General features: G+C 37.4%; 14 protein-coding genes. 7 read left to right on the top strand and 7 right to left on the bottom strand.

Annotated elements, in window-relative coordinates:
• Positions 1–5: 5 nt before the first annotated feature.
• Together FORMB_RS01040 and FORMB_RS01035 are read right to left on the bottom strand one after the other, a co-directional pair.
• Positions 6–1,184, bottom strand: coding sequence for a lipoprotein N-acyltransferase Lnb domain-containing protein (locus tag FORMB_RS01040; RefSeq protein WP_069675690.1), 1,179 nt, complete (start codon positions 1,182–1,184; stop codon positions 6–8).
• Complete coding sequence (locus FORMB_RS01035) at positions 1,184–2,206, bottom strand: PorV/PorQ family protein (RefSeq protein ID WP_069675689.1); 1,023 nt, start codon at positions 2,204–2,206, stop codon at positions 1,184–1,186. The genes FORMB_RS01040 and FORMB_RS01035 overlap by 1 nt, the downstream gene beginning before the upstream one ends.
• A gap of 165 nt (positions 2,207–2,371) precedes the next feature.
• On the opposite strand from FORMB_RS01035, the gene pssA reads away from it, so the two are divergent.
• Together pssA and FORMB_RS01025 are read left to right on the top strand one after the other, a co-directional pair.
• A complete protein-coding gene (gene pssA, locus FORMB_RS01030) occupies positions 2,372–3,064 on the top strand; it encodes a CDP-diacylglycerol--serine O-phosphatidyltransferase (protein WP_069675688.1) in 693 nt (230 codons plus the stop codon).
• A gap of 22 nt (positions 3,065–3,086) precedes the next feature.
• Entirely contained in the window at positions 3,087–3,968 is an 882-nt protein-coding gene (locus FORMB_RS01025) for a DUF808 domain-containing protein (protein WP_069675687.1), read from the top strand.
• Positions 3,969–3,974: 6 nt separating this feature from the next.
• On the opposite strand, the gene lptB is transcribed toward FORMB_RS01025, so the two are convergent.
• From lptB to FORMB_RS01005, 5 genes are all read right to left on the bottom strand, one after another.
• Positions 3,975–4,715, bottom strand: a complete 741-nt coding sequence (gene lptB, locus FORMB_RS01020) for an LPS export ABC transporter ATP-binding protein (protein WP_069675686.1) — start codon at positions 4,713–4,715, stop codon at positions 3,975–3,977.
• A gap of 179 nt (positions 4,716–4,894) precedes the next feature.
• Positions 4,895–5,071: a GldL-related protein gene (locus FORMB_RS12910; RefSeq protein ID WP_157498050.1), complete on the bottom strand. Its 177-nt coding sequence runs from the start codon at positions 5,069–5,071 to the stop codon at positions 4,895–4,897.
• Between the two features lie 8 nt (positions 5,072–5,079).
• Positions 5,080–5,421 carry a carboxymuconolactone decarboxylase family protein gene (locus FORMB_RS01015; RefSeq protein WP_069675685.1) on the bottom strand — a complete coding sequence of 114 codons (342 nt, stop codon included), beginning with the start codon at positions 5,419–5,421 and terminating at the stop codon, positions 5,080–5,082.
• Positions 5,411–6,226, bottom strand: a complete 816-nt coding sequence (tatC, locus tag FORMB_RS01010) for a twin-arginine translocase subunit TatC (protein ID WP_231925557.1) — start codon at positions 6,224–6,226, stop codon at positions 5,411–5,413. The genes FORMB_RS01015 and tatC overlap by 11 nt, the downstream gene beginning before the upstream one ends.
• Positions 6,227–6,228: 2 nt before the next feature.
• Positions 6,229–7,194 carry a KpsF/GutQ family sugar-phosphate isomerase gene (locus FORMB_RS01005; RefSeq protein ID WP_069675684.1) on the bottom strand — a complete coding sequence of 322 codons (966 nt, stop codon included), beginning with the start codon at positions 7,192–7,194 and terminating at the stop codon, positions 6,229–6,231.
• Positions 7,195–7,347: 153 nt separating this feature from the next.
• On the opposite strand from FORMB_RS01005, the gene FORMB_RS01000 reads away from it, so the two are divergent.
• The 5 genes from FORMB_RS01000 (at position 7,348) to mnmA (ending at position 16,301) form a co-directional block, all read left to right on the top strand.
• The gene (locus FORMB_RS01000; RefSeq protein ID WP_197493481.1) at positions 7,348–9,537 is read left to right on the top strand and encodes a RecQ family ATP-dependent DNA helicase; all 2,190 of its coding nucleotides are present in this window, start codon (positions 7,348–7,350) and stop codon (positions 9,535–9,537) included.
• Positions 9,538–9,625: 88 nt separating this feature from the next.
• Positions 9,626–10,558, top strand: a complete 933-nt coding sequence (locus FORMB_RS00995; RefSeq protein ID WP_069675683.1) for a peptidylprolyl isomerase — start codon at positions 9,626–9,628, stop codon at positions 10,556–10,558.
• Positions 10,559–10,705: 147 nt separating this feature from the next.
• Positions 10,706–12,325 (top strand): CTP synthase, encoded by a 1,620-nt coding sequence (locus tag FORMB_RS00990; RefSeq protein ID WP_069675682.1) that lies wholly within the window; start codon positions 10,706–10,708, stop codon positions 12,323–12,325.
• A 54-nt stretch (positions 12,326–12,379) separates the two neighbouring features.
• Positions 12,380–14,281, top strand: coding sequence for a membrane protein insertase YidC (gene yidC, locus FORMB_RS00985; RefSeq protein WP_069675681.1), 1,902 nt, complete (start codon positions 12,380–12,382; stop codon positions 14,279–14,281).
• An 829-nt stretch (positions 14,282–15,110) separates the two neighbouring features.
• Positions 15,111–16,301 (top strand): tRNA 2-thiouridine(34) synthase MnmA, encoded by a 1,191-nt coding sequence (gene mnmA / locus FORMB_RS00980; protein WP_069675680.1) that lies wholly within the window; start codon positions 15,111–15,113, stop codon positions 16,299–16,301.
• The last annotated feature ends 11 nt before the right edge of the window (positions 16,302–16,312 follow it).

The following is a 16,312-nucleotide window of genomic DNA, read 5'->3' as shown; positions in this document are numbered from 1 at the left end:
GATAATTATATACGAATTGCAGCCTTGAAATGATGAATTAAAAATAAATATCGCACAGAAATAGCAATCAGAAGTGGAATCAATCCAATCGCAAAGGATTGTACGCCTGTGATCCAATGCAGCCCCATCAGAGATAGAAGTACTACAAGGAATTTCAGATAGCTCAGCCCACGATTGTTTAACCTCGATTTACGGATGGACGGAAGGAATAAAAGATTCAGAGCGCAGGCCCATAAAAGGTTGTAGTTATAAGCGGTTGTTTGATGGTCGGTTGCAAACCAAAGCAGCAATAAAAACACACCAATGCAGCCCGTAATGGCAAATAAACTCACGTCAAGCCATTTGCTGCGCGTGTTGTTTTTGTAATCGTTATAAGTGATGAAGAGCATGATAAGGGCTAGAATTCCCAAGATGAAAAGCGGACTGCTAAAAAAGTCACTTTTTGTAATAGCATCAGAAGGGCTCAGTGTTTTTGAGGCAGTCACTAGTTTTGAATCGTCTGTTTTTAAACGTGAATTTTCAAGCAGTTGGTGTAAATATTTAGGCAAAAACATGTGTTCTTCAACGCTGGCAATCTGGTCTATTTTTGAACCCAAGGCAATATCAATTCCAAGGCTTCCCCATGAATTTTGATTCAAATCGGAACGAATTAAATTTCTAAATGAAAACTGTTTAAAGGAAGGAGCAGGGTTATACACGACTTGGTAGTCGAGTGTAGTTTCAATGCCATCTTTTATTTTTGTAGCACAATTGTTATAGAAAAAATCATAGGGGTAAGTTTTATTTTCTGGTTTGATATTTTCTTTTAACAACTTATAAAACGCAGTTTTTTGGTCTGAACTTAGGTTTAAAACTTGCTCTTTAACACTTCGGTTTTGATATTGATAGTACCCAAAAAAGGTTTCAAATTTGTATTGACTCATTTGATAGTCAAGTTTTCCTTGCGCAAATTTCAGATAAAAATTTTCTGTTTCAAAGTCATACCGACCGTAGTCAAACACAATGTCAAATTTGTAAACAGGATCTTTGATCCGAATCGCATTGTGTCCAAAAGCATCGTTTAAAGAAGTGCCTGGTCCAATGGTCAGAATACTGATTTTGGACTCTGTCGTCAACTCAAGCTGTGCATTTACAGAGAAGCTTATAAATATAAGTAAAAGCGTAATTAATTTTTTAAAGTTCATTATCTAAAGATGCTTAAATCGATTTTGAGAGAAAATACATTGGAGTATAAGGCGGCACTTTGATCGCCAATATCCGTAAAGGCGTAGTCTAAGTATATGCCATTATATTTAAATCCGACGCCAAAATTAGGTTGAAAGGTTAAAGGCGTAGAGTTGTCAAGTTGTAATTCATTTTGAAAATTTCCGACACCAGCTCTAAAAAACACCAGATCCGTATATCCAAATTCAAGACCTAGAGCGGGATTGATACTGACAAAAGAGGAGGAGATCACATCGTTGTTTTCTTCAAACCGACAGATTAGATCCACTTCAGTTCTCAGTGTGTAATCGTAATTAAAGGTAAAGAGTTTCGACATTCCAAGTTGCAATTTAGGAAGTGTGAGCTCCGTGGCTTCAGGTTCTTCTTGGTTTTGTCCTGGGATGGCATCTTTAATATCTTGTAACCGTTCCTCGTTAATAGCCCATGCATTAAAGGTGGTCGTGACGTCTCTTGCCATCAAACCAAATTTCCAATCATTGGATTCAAACTGAATTCCTAAATCCAAACCAAATCCCCATGAGCTTGCAAAATCCCCTATAATACGTCGAATCACTTTCGCATTGACACCATAATTCCATCCGGGAACAGGGAGTTTTCTCGCAAAAGAAAATGTGAGTGCATAATCTGCTGCCGAAAATAAATTAATCCGATCGTAATTGATCACGCCTTGTTGGTCTATAAGTTTTGTAGTATCTAAAATATCATCGACTCCAAACCGAATTAACGAAAGCCCGACTGCTGTGCGGTCGTCTAAAGGCATGGCAAAAGCAATGTAATTATAGTTGGCAATATTGGCAAAATAACTGGAGTGCATGATGGCAGCCTCACTGTCTTCTAAATGCACCAAGCCCGCAGGATTCCAGTAGCCAGAGTTCACATCATCTGAAGATGCGACCACGGCATTGCTCATTCCCAAAGCAGACGCATCGACCCCAATATTCAAAAATTCATTTGAATATTTTCGAGCGCTTTGAGACACCATTAGGAGGGGTGTCAAAATTATTAAGACAAATTTTAATATTTGCAAGGGCTTTTTTTAAATGAACTGATAAACACTAATGTAAACTCTATTTTTTTTTAGATATTGTTGTTTATTTACTGAAAACAAAAATAGTTTATTATTTTTACTAATTAAATACAATTTATCGTGAAATCATATATCCCTCATTTTATTACATTATTAAATCTATTCTCTGGTTGTGTGGCCGTAATTTTTGCTTTGGAAGGCAATATGAAACTCACCGCCTTGTTTGTCTGTCTGGGTATTTTCTTTGATTTTTTTGACGGACTTCTGGCTCGTAAATTAAATGTGGCAAGTGAACTTGGAGTTCAGTTGGATTCTCTGGCTGACATGGTTACCAGTGGTTTGGTACCCGGTTTGGTACTCTTTCATTTATTAGGTTTAGCGCCACAGCTCTCTTGGGAAACCTACAATTTACTCCCTTATTTTGGGTTGTTAGTGACCTTGGCATCGGCATTCCGTTTGGCAAAATTTAATATCTCTACCAATCAATCAGATGCGTTTATTGGATTGCCAACTCCCGCAAATGCGCTCTTGATTATTTCTTTGCCCTTAATTTTAGAGTATCAACACAGCGATGCAATCAATGTCATTATTTTAAATCCTTGGTTTCTTATCGCGCTGACCTTGGTGAGTTGTTATTTGTTAAATGCACCGATTAAGCTGATTGCCTTAAAATTTAAAACATGGAATTTTAAAGACAATGCCTCACGTTATATATTGATTATTTTATCCTTAGTGCTTCTTGCTATTTTTCAATTTGCAGGGATTCCGCTTGTAATTATTGCATACATCCTTTTGTCAATCGCCTCGAAGTAATTATTAAATAAACACCTCTTTTATGGCTTCAGGCTTTTTTGCATTATTGGATGATATTTCGGTTCTTATGGACGATGTACTCGTGATGAGTAAGGTATCGGCTAAAAAAACAGCCGGCATCCTTGGCGATGATTTAGCCGTCAATGCAGAAAAAGCATCTGGCTTTGTGTCTTCTAGAGAATTGCCTGTGTTGTGGGCCATTACAAAAGGCTCTTTTTTCAATAAACTGATTATTTTGCCTTTTGCATTTTTACTCAGTGCATTTTTACCTTCGGTAATTACATTTATATTGATTTTAGGAGGGCTTTATTTAGCCTATGAAGGCGTTGAAAAGATTCTTGAATACACCGTTCCACACAAACATACGGTTGTTAAGGGAGCTTCTGAAGCAATGTCTGAAATAGAAATTTTAGCCTTAGAAAAAAAGAAAGTAAAATCAGCGATTCTGACGGATTTTATCTTATCCATTGAGATCATTATCATTGTTTTAGGAACTGTACTGGATCAGTCGATAACGATTCAAATTACTGTGGTGAGTATGATTTCCATGATAGCAACGGTTGGGGTGTATGGGATTGTGGCACTCATTGTGCGTATGGACGATTTTGGATTGAAGTTAATACAAATGAGTAAGGGCAAAAAAAACAGCGTTCATTTTATAGGAGTGACCTTAGTGAATGCGTTGCCAGTAGTTATTAAATCGTTATCGGTCGTTGGTACGGTTGCGCTTTTGCTCGTATCGGGGGGGATATTCATTCACAACATCGAAATTTTTCATCACCTTTTAGAAAGTTTCCCAGGGGTTTTAAGGGATTTGATCTTTGGACTCAGCGCAGGAATCATCACCCTTTTAGTGGTGAAACTATCGAAGCGGGTTGTAAAACCGTTTTTGAAAAAAGCTTAAGGGGTTTTAAAACTCTAATTTCTTCTTACGTAACTCAAAATTTTGACCGAGATAGACTTTCCGAACCATTTCATCATTGGCAAGTACTTCGGGTTTTCCAGCTTTAAGAATACTTCCTTCAAACATTAAATAGGTACGGTCGGTAATGGCCAAGGTTTCTTGCACATTGTGATCCGTAATTAAGATGCCAATATTTTTCTTGGTCAATCTGGCAATAATCCGTTGAATGTCTTCCACCGCCACGGGATCCACACCTGCAAAGGGTTCATCGAGTAATATAAAACTAGGATCGGTTGCCAAAGCACGCGCGATTTCGGTACGTCTTCGTTCTCCTCCAGACAACAAATCGCCTCTGTTGGTTCTGATGTGTCCCAGACTGAACTCGTCGATCAACGATTCCATTTTATCAACTTGTTCTTTTTTAGAAAGCTTTGTCATTTGAAGTACACTCAAAATATTGTCTTCAATGCTTAATTTCCGAAAGACGGAAGCCTCTTGGGCAAGGTATCCAATACCACTTTGGGCTCTTTTGTACATTGGGTAGTTCGTGATGTCCTTGTCATCTAAATAGATGGCGCCACCGTTGGGTTTAATCAAACCAACAGCCATGTAAAAAGAAGTTGTTTTCCCAGCACCATTAGGCCCTAGCAATCCAACAATCTCCCCTTGATTTACTTCAAGTGAAACATCCTTCACTACCTTTCGTCCGTTATAGGACTTCATCAAATTTTCGACTCTTAATTTCATGTGTCTTTATCTATTGTTTTTTGAAGGACATCCCGATAACTATCGGGACTGTTCGCTATTAGTAATTCCCTTGAGTGATAATAATTTTAGCATGCTCGTTTCATTCGTTTGCTTAAAGAATTTTAAAAATAGTAAAATGAAACAGACTATCCATCAACTCTGGGTACTTTATATTAAATTTAACTTGACTTATTTTTGTAATTCATTTCATAAAAAACAGTGCAAACCGCAAAAACTTCAATAATTAAACCTACAGAAAGCACAATACTTGAATATTCAAACTTCAGAACTTTTAGTAAAGCCCCTGTAAATACAAAAACGATTCCTGTTACTAATAACATTATTGATTTCTTCATAATATAAATTAGGCTTCTAAAAGATCTAAGTATTCATAAGCCTTTCTTAAATGCGGTATGACAATGGTACCTCCTACAAGGGTGGCGATGCTCAATGCTTCTGAAATTTGCGCTCTGCTCAAGCCTTCTTCGTGGCATTTTTCTAGATGGTAGCGTACACAATCATCACAACGTAAAACAGCAGAAGCAACAAGTCCTAGCAATTCTTTGGTTTCAGTGTTTAAAGCCCCTTCCTGAAAAGCGTTGGTATCTAAATTAAAAATGCGTTTGATCACGGTATTGTTTTCTGCAAGAATTTTGGTATTCATTTTCTTGCGATACGCATTAAATTCCTCTACTTCATTCGCCATTTTTTTCTTTTCTTTTTTGGTTTCTTAACACTAGTTTTGAGATTAGTATGCTCACTTGATACAAGATCAATACGGGAATTGCAACAATGACTTGACTGGCAATATCGGGTGGGGTAATGACAGCGGCAAAAATAAGCACAATAACCAAGGCATACTTTCTATTTTTTCGAAGGAATTCAGGAGTAACCAATCCTATTTTAGTAAGGAAATAAATAATAATAGGGAGTTCAAAAATAAAACCAGATGCGAGTGTGGACGCACGTATGAGTCCTATATAAGAGTTTAAATCAAAATCGTTGTGCACTTGCTCAGCCACAGAATAGGTTCCTAAAAAGTTAATAGAAAGCGGGCAAACAATATAATAACCAAATAAGACGCCGATAAAAAATAATACAGAGGAAATGAAAATAAAACCTCTTGAGCTGTTTTTTTCTTTGTTGTAAAGCCCAGGGCTGATGAACTTCCAGAATTCATAAAGTACGTAGGGGAATGCAACGATCAATCCAAACGTAATGGAAGTCCAAATGTGTGCGGAAAACTGACCGGCCATGGTTCGACTTTGAACTTCAAAATCAAAATTAGTGTCACAAAAACTTTCAAATCCTAATAATTTTGAGGTATTGCAAAGAAATTCATAGGTAAAAAAATCAGCTTTTGTAGGGCCAAAAATAAGGATGTCAAATATAAAGCCTTTCGCTAAAAAAGCCGCAGTGGCCGCAACCATGATAGCACCCAAAGCTCTGATGATATGCCATCTTAATTCTTCAAGATGGTCTAAAAACGACATTTCTTTTTGTATTCCCATATCTAAATAATTCCTTCTTTTATAAGGTCATGAATATGAATGACCCCTGCATAGTTTCCTTGGTCTTCAACTAGGAGCTGCGAGATTTTGTGGGTGTCCATTAACTCCATAGCGTCAATTGCCATGGCATCGATGGTAATGAATCGTGGGTTTTTACTCATAATATCTTCCGCCTTTAGTTTTGATAAGTCTTCTGTTACTGACAGCATACGTCTTAAATCCCCATCAGTAATAATTCCAACAATTTTATCGGCGAGGGTCACGGCAGTCACCCCTTTGCGTTTTTCTGAAATTTCTACAATAACGTTCTTAATGCTCGCATCGGGACGCACTGCGGGTACTTCGTTCAACGCTAAGATATCTCGTACTTTTAAAAATAATTTTTTTCCTAAGGCACCTCCGGGATGGTATTTTGCAAAATCATCTTTTGTAAACCCGCGAAGTTCTAATAAACAAACCGCTAAGGCATCTCCAATCACCAACTGCGCTGTTGTGCTCGTCGTTGGCGCTAGGTTAATAGGACAGGCTTCTTTTTCGACATAAGAATTGAAAACAAAATCGGCTTGTTCAGCCAATACAGATTTCTGGTTTCCTGTGATAGCTATCAAGGTATTCCCTGCATTTTTCAAAAAAGGGATGAGTACTTTTATTTCAGGCGTGTTTCCACTTTTAGAAATACAAATTACAATATCATCGGATAGGATAAGTCCTAAATCGCCATGAATGGCGTCTGCAGCATGCATAAATACCGAAGGAGTGCCCGTAGAATTTAGAGTTGCCACGATTTTATTTGCAATAATGGCACTTTTTCCAATCCCTGTTATAATGACACGACCTGTAGAATTGTATATTAGATCCACAGCTTCTGCAAATGTATCATCGATAAAATCTGCAAGTTGAGAGATTGCTAAGCTTTCAATTACAATGGTTTCTTTGGCTAATGCGACTATGGATTTTTTTGAACTCAATTTTTTTATATTTTGGTTGTGTACTTATTTAAATATATCTACCTTTAATTCACGGTACAAAAAAACAAAAAAATTAGGAGTGTTCCCGAATTTATTCCAATTTTGATTCAATTAACCACGTTTTTTTTAATTAAGATAAGAAATTAACCATAAATGAGTATTTCGACTAAAGAATTACATATAGCACTTAAAACCTTTTTCGGGTTTGATAAATTTAAAGGACTGCAAGAACAAGTCATTGTTAGTCTTTTAGAGAAAAAACACACCTTTGCCATTATGCCAACAGGAGGAGGGAAGTCACTTTGTTATCAATTACCCGCGTTGATGCAGGATGGGACAGCCATTGTCGTTTCTCCATTAATAGCACTCATGAAAAATCAAGTGGATGCGATTCGAGGTATTTCGGATTATGAAGGGATTGCACATGTATTGAATTCTTCCTTAAATAAAACCGAAATAAAACAAGTGAAATCAGATATAGAATCTGGAATCACGAAACTTTTATACGTCGCTCCAGAGTCACTTTCAAAAGCTGAGAATATTGAATTTTTAAAAGCGCAAACAGTTTCATTTATGGCGGTAGATGAAGCACACTGCATCAGTGAATGGGGACATGATTTCAGACCTGAATACAGAAACTTAAAACACATCATTACACAAATAGGGGATAACATTCCAATCATTGGTTTGACAGCAACAGCGACGCCTAAGGTGCAAGAAGATATTCTTAAAAATTTAGGGACAACAGACTCTCAAACGTTTAAAGCGTCTTTTAATAGACCTAACTTATTTTACGAGATACTTCCCAAAACAGATCAGGTTGATAATGACATTATCCGATTTGTAAAACAAAACGAAGGAAAATCTGGAATTATCTATTGCCTAAGCAGAAAACGCGTTGAAGGATTGTCGCAAATCCTTCAAGTGAACGGGATCAAAGCAGTGCCATATCACGCAGGCTTGGACGCCAAGACACGCTCCAAACATCAAGACATGTTTTTGATGGAAGACACGGATATCGTGGTGGCAACCATTGCGTTTGGAATGGGCATCGATAAACCCGATGTGCGTTTTGTGATTCATCATGACATTCCAAAAAGTATTGAAAGCTATTACCAAGAAACAGGCCGTGCTGGCCGTGATGGAGGTGAAGGACACTGTTTGGCATATTACGCCTATAAAGACATAGAAAAACTTGAAAAATTCATGTCAGGGAAACCTGTTGCCGAACAAGAAATTGGCTTTGCGTTGTTGCAAGAAGTGGTCGCAATGGCTGAAACGTCCATGTCGCGTCGTAAATTTATTTTACATTATTTTGGAGAAGCATTTGATACAGAAACAGGAGATGGTGGCAATATGGATGATAATGTTCGGAACCCAAAGCCACAGACGGAAGCGATTGAGGAAGTTCAATTAATGCTTGAAATTGTATCGCATACCCACGAAAAATATAAAAGTAAAGACCTTGTCAATGTCATCATAGGGCATGATAATGCGCTTATAAAATCGCACCGTACCAACGAATTGCCATTTTTTGGTAAAGGAAGTAATCACGATGTGCTTTACTGGATGGCACTGATCAGACAGGCACTCGTTGCCGGTTACTTACGCAAAGACATTGAAACCTATGGCGTCTTAAAACTCACTCCTAACGGTCGTGAATTTATAGAACAGCCAAAGTCGTTTATGATGACGGAAGACCATACTTACAACATAGAATCGAATCGTAATTATAACAATTCTTTAGATTTAGTTGATGTTGCACTCATGCGGATGCTTAAAGACCTTCGTAAATCCAATGCTAAAAAACTAGGCGTCCCTCCATTTGTAATTTTTCAAGATCCATCGCTCGAAGATATGGCGCTTAAATATCCAATCACAATAGAAGAACTTTACCATATTCATGGGGTTGGCGAAGGAAAAGCTAAGCGTTATGGCAAAGATTTTGTAAAGCTCATAAAGCGTTACGTCGATGAAAATGATATTGAACGCTTGGAGGATATGATTATCAAGTCCACCGGATTAAACTCTTCCTTGAAACTTTACATCATTCAAAATATTGATAGAAAATTACCTCTTGACGATATCTCTTCCGCAAAAGGAATGAATATGGCTGATTTTATTAGAGAACTAGAAGCCATTGTATTTTCGGGTACCAAATTAAACATCAATTATTGGATTGATGAAATATTTGATGAAGACCAACAAGATGAAATTCATGACTATTTTATGGAATCCGAATCCGATGATATAGAAGCTGCCATTGAAGAATTTGATGGGGAATACGACGATCAAGAATTGCGTTTGTATCGCCTTAAATTTATAAGTGAAGTGGCAAATTAATTGTTTTTTCACAAAACCATTCCGGAACCTTTTTTGTTTATAATTCCTTCTTATCTTTGCAGCTATTAAAAAATAATAATACATACTCATGAACGACGGCTTATACGCAAAATTCAACACCTCTAAAGGTGACATTTTAGTAAATTTAGAATTTCAAAAAACACCTGGAACAGTTGGTAATTTCGTTGCCCTAGCGCAAGGAAACTTAGAAAATTCTGTAAAAAATCAGGGAGACCCGTATTACAACGGTCTAAAATTTCATAGAGTCATTCCAGATTTCATGATTCAAGGAGGGTGCCCCCAAGGAACAGGAACGGGAAATCCAGGATATAAATTTGACGATGAATTCCATCCCGATTTAAAACATGACAAACCAGGTATATTATCTATGGCCAATGCAGGTCCTGGAACCAATGGAAGTCAATTTTTTATAACACACATTCCAACCGATTGGTTAGACGGGAAACATACTGTATTCGGAAACGTGATTGAAGGTCAAGATAAAGTTGACACAATTGCTCAAGGCGATGTTTTAGAAACTTTAGAAATTATAGCAGTTGGAGCCGATGCAGAAGCATTTCAAGCTGTGGAAGCCTTTAGAACTTTTGAAGGTTCAAGAGAAAAAAATCTAGAAAAAGCAAAAGCAGCTGTTGAGGCAGAGTTAGATAAATTAGCGGCTGGATTCGAAAAAACAGAGAGCGGTCTTCGTTACCAAATACTTCAAAAAGGAAGTGGTTCAAAAGCTGCAAAAGGTGCTACGGTTTCAGTACATTACAAAGGGCAATTGACTGATGGAACGGTATTTGATTCCTCTTACAAAAGAAAAGAACCGATTGAATTTGCGCTCGGAACAGGTCAAGTCATTGCTGGATGGGATGAAGGCGTTGCACTTTTAAATGTAGGAGACAAGGCACGTTTTGTCATTCCAAGTCATTTAGGCTATGGGGCTCAAGGCGCTGGTGGCGTGATTCCACCAAATGCAAACTTAATCTTTGATGTTGAATTGGTTGAGGTTAAATAATTCGATTTAAATTCTATTATATTATTTATACAAAAAGCACCTTTTGGGTGCTTTTTGTATTTTATATAAAGTGTTCATAAACAACTCCCATTAATCCTTAAAGTTTCAATACTTATTTGTAAATTTGTTCGCGTTTAACAACGCATAATGACAGACACAACTACGAAATATATTTTTGTTACAGGAGGCGTCAGCTCTTCGTTAGGTAAAGGAATTATTGCTGCATCTTTAGCAAAGTTACTTCAAGCCCAAGGCTACCGCGCAACAATACAAAAATTAGACCCTTACATTAATATTGACCCAGGAACCTTAAATCCTTATGAACATGGCGAATGCTATGTAACAGATGATGGCGCCGAAACAGATTTAGATTTAGGCCATTATGAACGCTTTTTAAATGTGCCTACCTCACAAGCAAACAATGTGACCACAGGTCGTATTTATCAAAGTGTTATTGATAAAGAACGTCGTGGTGAATTTTTAGGAAAAACAGTACAAGTCATTCCTCATATCACGGATGAAATCAAACACCGAGTTCAGATTTTAGGGAAATCAGGCGACTATGACATCGTTATTACAGAGATTGGTGGTACGGTTGGTGATATCGAATCCTTGCCATACATTGAAGCAGTGCGTCAGCTTAAATGGGAAATGGGCAATGAAAATGCACTGGTCATCCATTTGACCTTGATTCCTTATTTGTCCGCTGCAGGCGAGTTGAAAACAAAACCCACACAACACAGTGTCAAAACCCTGATGGAAAGTGGAGTACAAGCCGATATTTTGGTTTGTAGAACCGAGCATAAACTCAGTGACAGTATCCGTACCAAATTGGCGCGTTTTTGTAACGTTAAAAGAGAAGCCGTTATCGAATCTATTGATGCATCCACCATATACGATGTGCCAAATCTAATGCTAGAAGAAGGCTTAGACAAAGTGGTTTTAGAGCAATTAAAACTAGAAAGTCATGTACCAGATTTAACATCATGGAATAATTTTTTAGCAAAACATAAAAACCCTAAAAGTGAGGTTGTTATAGGGTTGATTGGAAAATATGTAGAACTTCAAGATTCATACAAATCAATTTTAGAATCCTTTATTCATGCCGGTGCTGCCAATGAAGTAAAGGTTAAAGTGGAATCGATTCACTCTGAATACCTTCAACCAGAAAATATTGCTACTAAACTATCTCATTTGGATGGTGTATTGGTCGCCCCTGGATTTGGAGAACGGGGAATTGAAGGAAAAATTGAAGCCATTCGTTATGTCAGAGAACATCAAATTCCATTTTTTGGAATCTGTTTAGGAATGCAAATGGCAACCATTGAGTTCTCTCGAAACGTTTTAGGATTATCAGAAGCAAATTCTTCTGAAATGGATTCTGAGACACCGCATCCTGTGATCGATATCATGGAAGCTCAGAAAAAAATCACCGAAAAAGGAGGTACCATGCGATTGGGCTCTTGGAAATGTGATCTTTTACAAAACACTAAGATTGCATCTGTTTATAATACAACTTCCATCATGGAGCGTCACAGACACCGCTACGAGTTTAACAATGCATATAAAACACAACTTGAAAACGCTGGCTTGAAAGCCACTGGTTTTAACCCTGAAACAGGACTTGTTGAGGTCATTGAAATTCCCACACACCCTTGGTTTGTAGGCGTTCAATACCACCCAGAATATAAAAGTACCGTTGCCAATCCGCATCCGTTGTTTTTGGCGTTTATAAAAGCGGCTTTAAAACATAAAACAAAAAAATAATAGTATTTGATAAACCACACTTCGCTGTGGATGTCAATTAAAATTTAAAAGATTATGGAAGAAAAGAAATTAGACATAAATTCAATCATTGGATTTTTACTTATAGGAGCTATTTTATTGTATATGTTATGGCAAAATCAACCCACTCCAGAAGAACTCGCTGCACAAGAAGAAGCCAAACAAGAACAATTAGCATCTGAAGCTGCCAATCAAGCTGATGCGGAGATGACCATTACTGACAATTCTAGCAGCAACCAACTGCCTACGGATTCGCTAGGATTAGCCAGTCTAAAAAATAAGATTGGAGATTTTGCTTATGCGTTAACTTTACCCTCAGCGACCTCCAATATTACAACTTTTGAAAACGAAGTCTTAGCCCTTAAAATTGACAACAAAGGTGGATTTATTTCAGAAGTAAGGCTGAAAAGTTATGTCAATCACGATTCAGTTCCTGTATATCTAATTAAGGATGGCAGTTCTGTATTTAATTTGAATTTTGCAACATCGGATAACCGTACACTCAATTCGACAAATCTATATTTTCAACCCACGTTGAGCACATCGGGAGAGAACCAAGTCTTATCCATGCGTCTTAAAGTTTCGGAAACCCAATTTTTGGAATACCGCTACGAGTTGAAACCAAACGATTATATGTTAGGGTTTTCTGTAAAATCACAAGGATTGTCAAACGTTTTAAACACCTCTCAAGACGTAAAACTCGACTGGAAATTTAAAGCCCACAGACAAGATCAAAGTGTTTCGTTTGAAAATAGATATACGCGTTTGACCTACCAGCACGAAGGTGATAAAATTAATAAACTATCTCAATCTGGTGATGATGATGAAACAGAATCTGATTTGGCATGGCTTTCTTTTAGACAACATTTTTTTAGCACCATTTTAGTGCCGGAGACCCCCTTTAAAACAGCCGACTTAAAGTCTTTCGATTTAGTCAAGGACGAAACCATAGATACTTTATATACGAAACGCTACGAAGTACAACTTCCGTTGACCTATTCAGGGGGTGAGTTAGCGCACAATATGAACATCTATTATGGTCCGACCTATGATGATATTTTAAGTAAATACGACCGAAATTTAGAAGCGAGTATCCCTTTTGGATGGGGAATTTTTGGATGGATTAATAAAGCGGTTTTCAGTCCTTTATATGCTTGGTTGACCAACTATTTATCTTATGGAATTGCCATTATTGTCATGACCATTATGGTAAAAATTGTACTGTCGTTTGTACAGTACAAGCAATTCTTATCTCAAGCTAAAATGAGAATTTTAAAGCCAGAACTGGATGCCATTCGTGAGAAACATAAGAATAACAAAATGAAGGCGCAACAAGAAACAATGGCAGTTCAAAACAAAGCCGGTGCCAGCCCACTGAGCGGTTGTTTGCCAGGAATGTTGCAAATGCCCGTATTCTATGCCTTGTTTATGTTTTTCCCAATCGCTTTTGAATTGCGCCAAAAATCATTTTTATGGGTCGATGATTTAAGTTCGTATGATTCTATTTTAGAGCTACCATATAACATTCCTTTCTATGGCGATCATATTAGCTTGTTTCCAATTTTAGCATCTATTGCCATCTTCTTTTACATGAAGATGACCACAGGTCAGCAAATGGCAACCCAACCCACACAAGAAGGCATGCCTGATATGGGCAAGATGATGAAGTACATGATTTATCTGTCTCCAGTCATTATGTTGGTTTTCTTTAATAACTATGCATCTGGACTGAGTTTGTATTACTTTATTTCCAACTTAATTAGTATCGGAATCATGATTGTTATTAAAAATTACATCATTGATGAAGAAAAAGTATTGGCTAAAATTCAAGTGAGCAAAGCGAAACCAAAAAAGCAAAACCGTTTTCAAAAGAAAATGGCGGATATCATGGCACAAGCCGAAGCACAAAAAGAAGCGCAACAGAAACGGAAGAAGTAATATTTGAGTATTAAGAATTTAGTATCAAGTATTAAGATCTGAAAAAATAGAGTCAAGAGTCAAGAACTAAGAGTCAAGAATAAAGAGAATAGAAAAAAGACTTAAAACAAAAGTCAATTTGAATCTCACGCTGGTGCTCGTTTCTAACGGTTGTCCATAACAGTAAGTATTAAAACAAAAACCATCGTATTCAGTTACTGTGGTTTTTTTGTTTGTATGGGTTATGCCATTCTATAGAGTCATGACAAATTTCTAAATCCATAATATTGGGTAACAAGGGGCTTAAACCCCTTGAAGAGTAAAGAATTTGTTTTGTCACACTGAGCCTAACTTCGGTAGGCAGGCGCAGCCACGCTAAAGCGTGATAAATCGAAGTGCTGAAAAAAGTATTATGATGTGAGAATTAAGAATCAAGAACCAATAGAAAAGACTCAAGATTAAAGTCAATTTGAATTTCTTTTGTCACACTGAGTTTACCAACCGAAGGTAGGCGCAGTCACTCCGGGGCGTGATAGATCGAAGTGTTTTGTATGTGAAGTGCTGAAAGAAGAATCAAGAACAAAGAGAATAGACTAAATTCAATTTGAATCTCCCGTGTTAAATCAACATCTCAATTTGTCACCCTGTACCTGTTTCAGGGTCTCTACGTTGTGATCTGGAGATGCTGAAACAAGCCTGTCTGCCGATAGGCAGGTTCAGCATGAAAAAGTTGGGGTCTCTTGGTTCTTGCATCTATTTTCTCTTCTCTATTTTCTCTTTAAATCTTAAGTTCTACATTATAATTAGTTGTAAATTTGCATCATAATCAGAACATGTTAAAAAAAGATTCATGAAAACAGTCGTTGTGGGACTCTCAGGAGGTGTAGATTCTAGTGTTGCTGCCTATCTATTAAAAGAACAGGGCTACAATGTTATTGGCTTGTTTATGAAAAATTGGCATGACGACTCGGTCACCATTTCTAACGATTGCCCTTGGTTAGATGACAGCAATGATGCGATGTTGGTGGCGGAAAAATTAAACATCCCCTTTCAAACGGTTGATTTAAGTGAAGAATACAAAGACAAGATTGTCGATTATATGTTTAAGGAGTATAAAAATGGGCGCACACCTAATCCAGATATTCTTTGCAACCGCGAAATTAAATTTGATGTCTTTCTGAAAATAGCCTTATCACTCGGTGCCGATTATGTGGCGACGGGTCACTATTGCCGAAAAGGAACCGTTGAAGGTTCCTCAAGTCCTGCAATTTACAAACTCCTTTCTGGAGCAGATTCTAATAAAGACCAATCCTATTTTTTATGTCAATTGTCGCAAGCACAATTGTCAAAAACCTTATTTCCTATTGGAGAATTAACCAAACCTGAAGTGCGAGCGATCGCTACAAAATTAGATTTAGTAACCGCTGATAAAAAAGATTCTCAAGGCTTGTGTTTTATAGGTAAAGTTCGTTTGCCGGATTTTTTACAACAACAATTACAACCAAAAGAAGGTCAGATCATCGAAATCCCCGATAGTTTTGAAGATTATAAAACCACACAACCCACGTTTGAATCCAAACAAGAGGAGTTGGTTTTTAGAGCTCGAAAAATTAAATATTCCACTTCCGACGGTGTGGCTGTTGGAACCCATCAAGGGGCTCATTATTTCACAAAAGGACAGCGAAAAGGCTTGGCTGTTGGCGGGACCGTAGAACCTCTTTTTGTCATAGATACTGATGTTGTGGATAATATCATATACACAGGACAAGGAAAAAACCACCCTGGACTGTACCGATCGGTATTGTTGGTTCAACCCTCCGAAGTGCATTGGGTACGCACCGATTTAGCAATCGAAATTGGTCAATCACTTCAAGTCATGGCACGAATTCGATACCGTCAAAATTTAGAGTCTGCATCCTTATATGCGACAACAGAAGGGCTTTATGTTGCTTTTGAATCCCCTCAATCCGCTATTACTGAAGGGCAGTTTGTCGCTTGGTATTTAGAAGATGAATTAGTTGGTTCGGGTGTAATTTCTTAAATTGCTAAAAA

Source organism: Formosa sp. Hel1_33_131 (assembly GCF_001735745.1).
Taxonomy (GTDB): Bacteria; Bacteroidota; Bacteroidia; order Flavobacteriales; family Flavobacteriaceae; genus Hel1-33-131.
This window is presented reverse-complemented; position numbering and strand designations above follow the sequence as displayed.

Bases quoted from the DNA above. Each gene is read 5' to 3' on its own strand.
- FORMB_RS01040 (WP_069675690.1), bottom strand. From the start codon at position 1,184: ATGAACTTTAAAAAATTAATTACGCTTTTACTTATATTTATAAGCTTC.
- FORMB_RS01035 (WP_069675689.1), bottom strand. From the start codon at position 2,206: ATGGTGTCTCAAAGCGCTCGAAAATATTCAAATGAATTTTTGAATATT.
- FORMB_RS01025 (WP_069675687.1), top strand. From the start codon at position 3,087: ATGGCTTCAGGCTTTTTTGCATTATTGGATGATATTTCGGTTCTTATG.
- lptB (WP_069675686.1), bottom strand. From the start codon at position 4,715: ATGAAATTAAGAGTCGAAAATTTGATGAAGTCCTATAACGGACGAAAG.
- FORMB_RS12910 (WP_157498050.1), bottom strand. From the start codon at position 5,071: ATGAAGAAATCAATAATGTTATTAGTAACAGGAATCGTTTTTGTATTT.
- FORMB_RS01015 (WP_069675685.1), bottom strand. From the start codon at position 5,421: ATGGCGAATGAAGTAGAGGAATTTAATGCGTATCGCAAGAAAATGAAT.
- tatC (WP_231925557.1), bottom strand. From the start codon at position 6,226: ATGGGAATACAAAAAGAAATGTCGTTTTTAGACCATCTTGAAGAATTA.
- FORMB_RS01000 (WP_197493481.1), top strand. From the start codon at position 7,348: ATGAGTATTTCGACTAAAGAATTACATATAGCACTTAAAACCTTTTTC.
- FORMB_RS00995 (WP_069675683.1), top strand. From the start codon at position 9,626: ATGAACGACGGCTTATACGCAAAATTCAACACCTCTAAAGGTGACATT.
- FORMB_RS00990 (WP_069675682.1), top strand. From the start codon at position 10,706: ATGACAGACACAACTACGAAATATATTTTTGTTACAGGAGGCGTCAGC.
- yidC (WP_069675681.1), top strand. From the start codon at position 12,380: ATGGAAGAAAAGAAATTAGACATAAATTCAATCATTGGATTTTTACTT.
- mnmA (WP_069675680.1), top strand. From the start codon at position 15,111: ATGAAAACAGTCGTTGTGGGACTCTCAGGAGGTGTAGATTCTAGTGTT.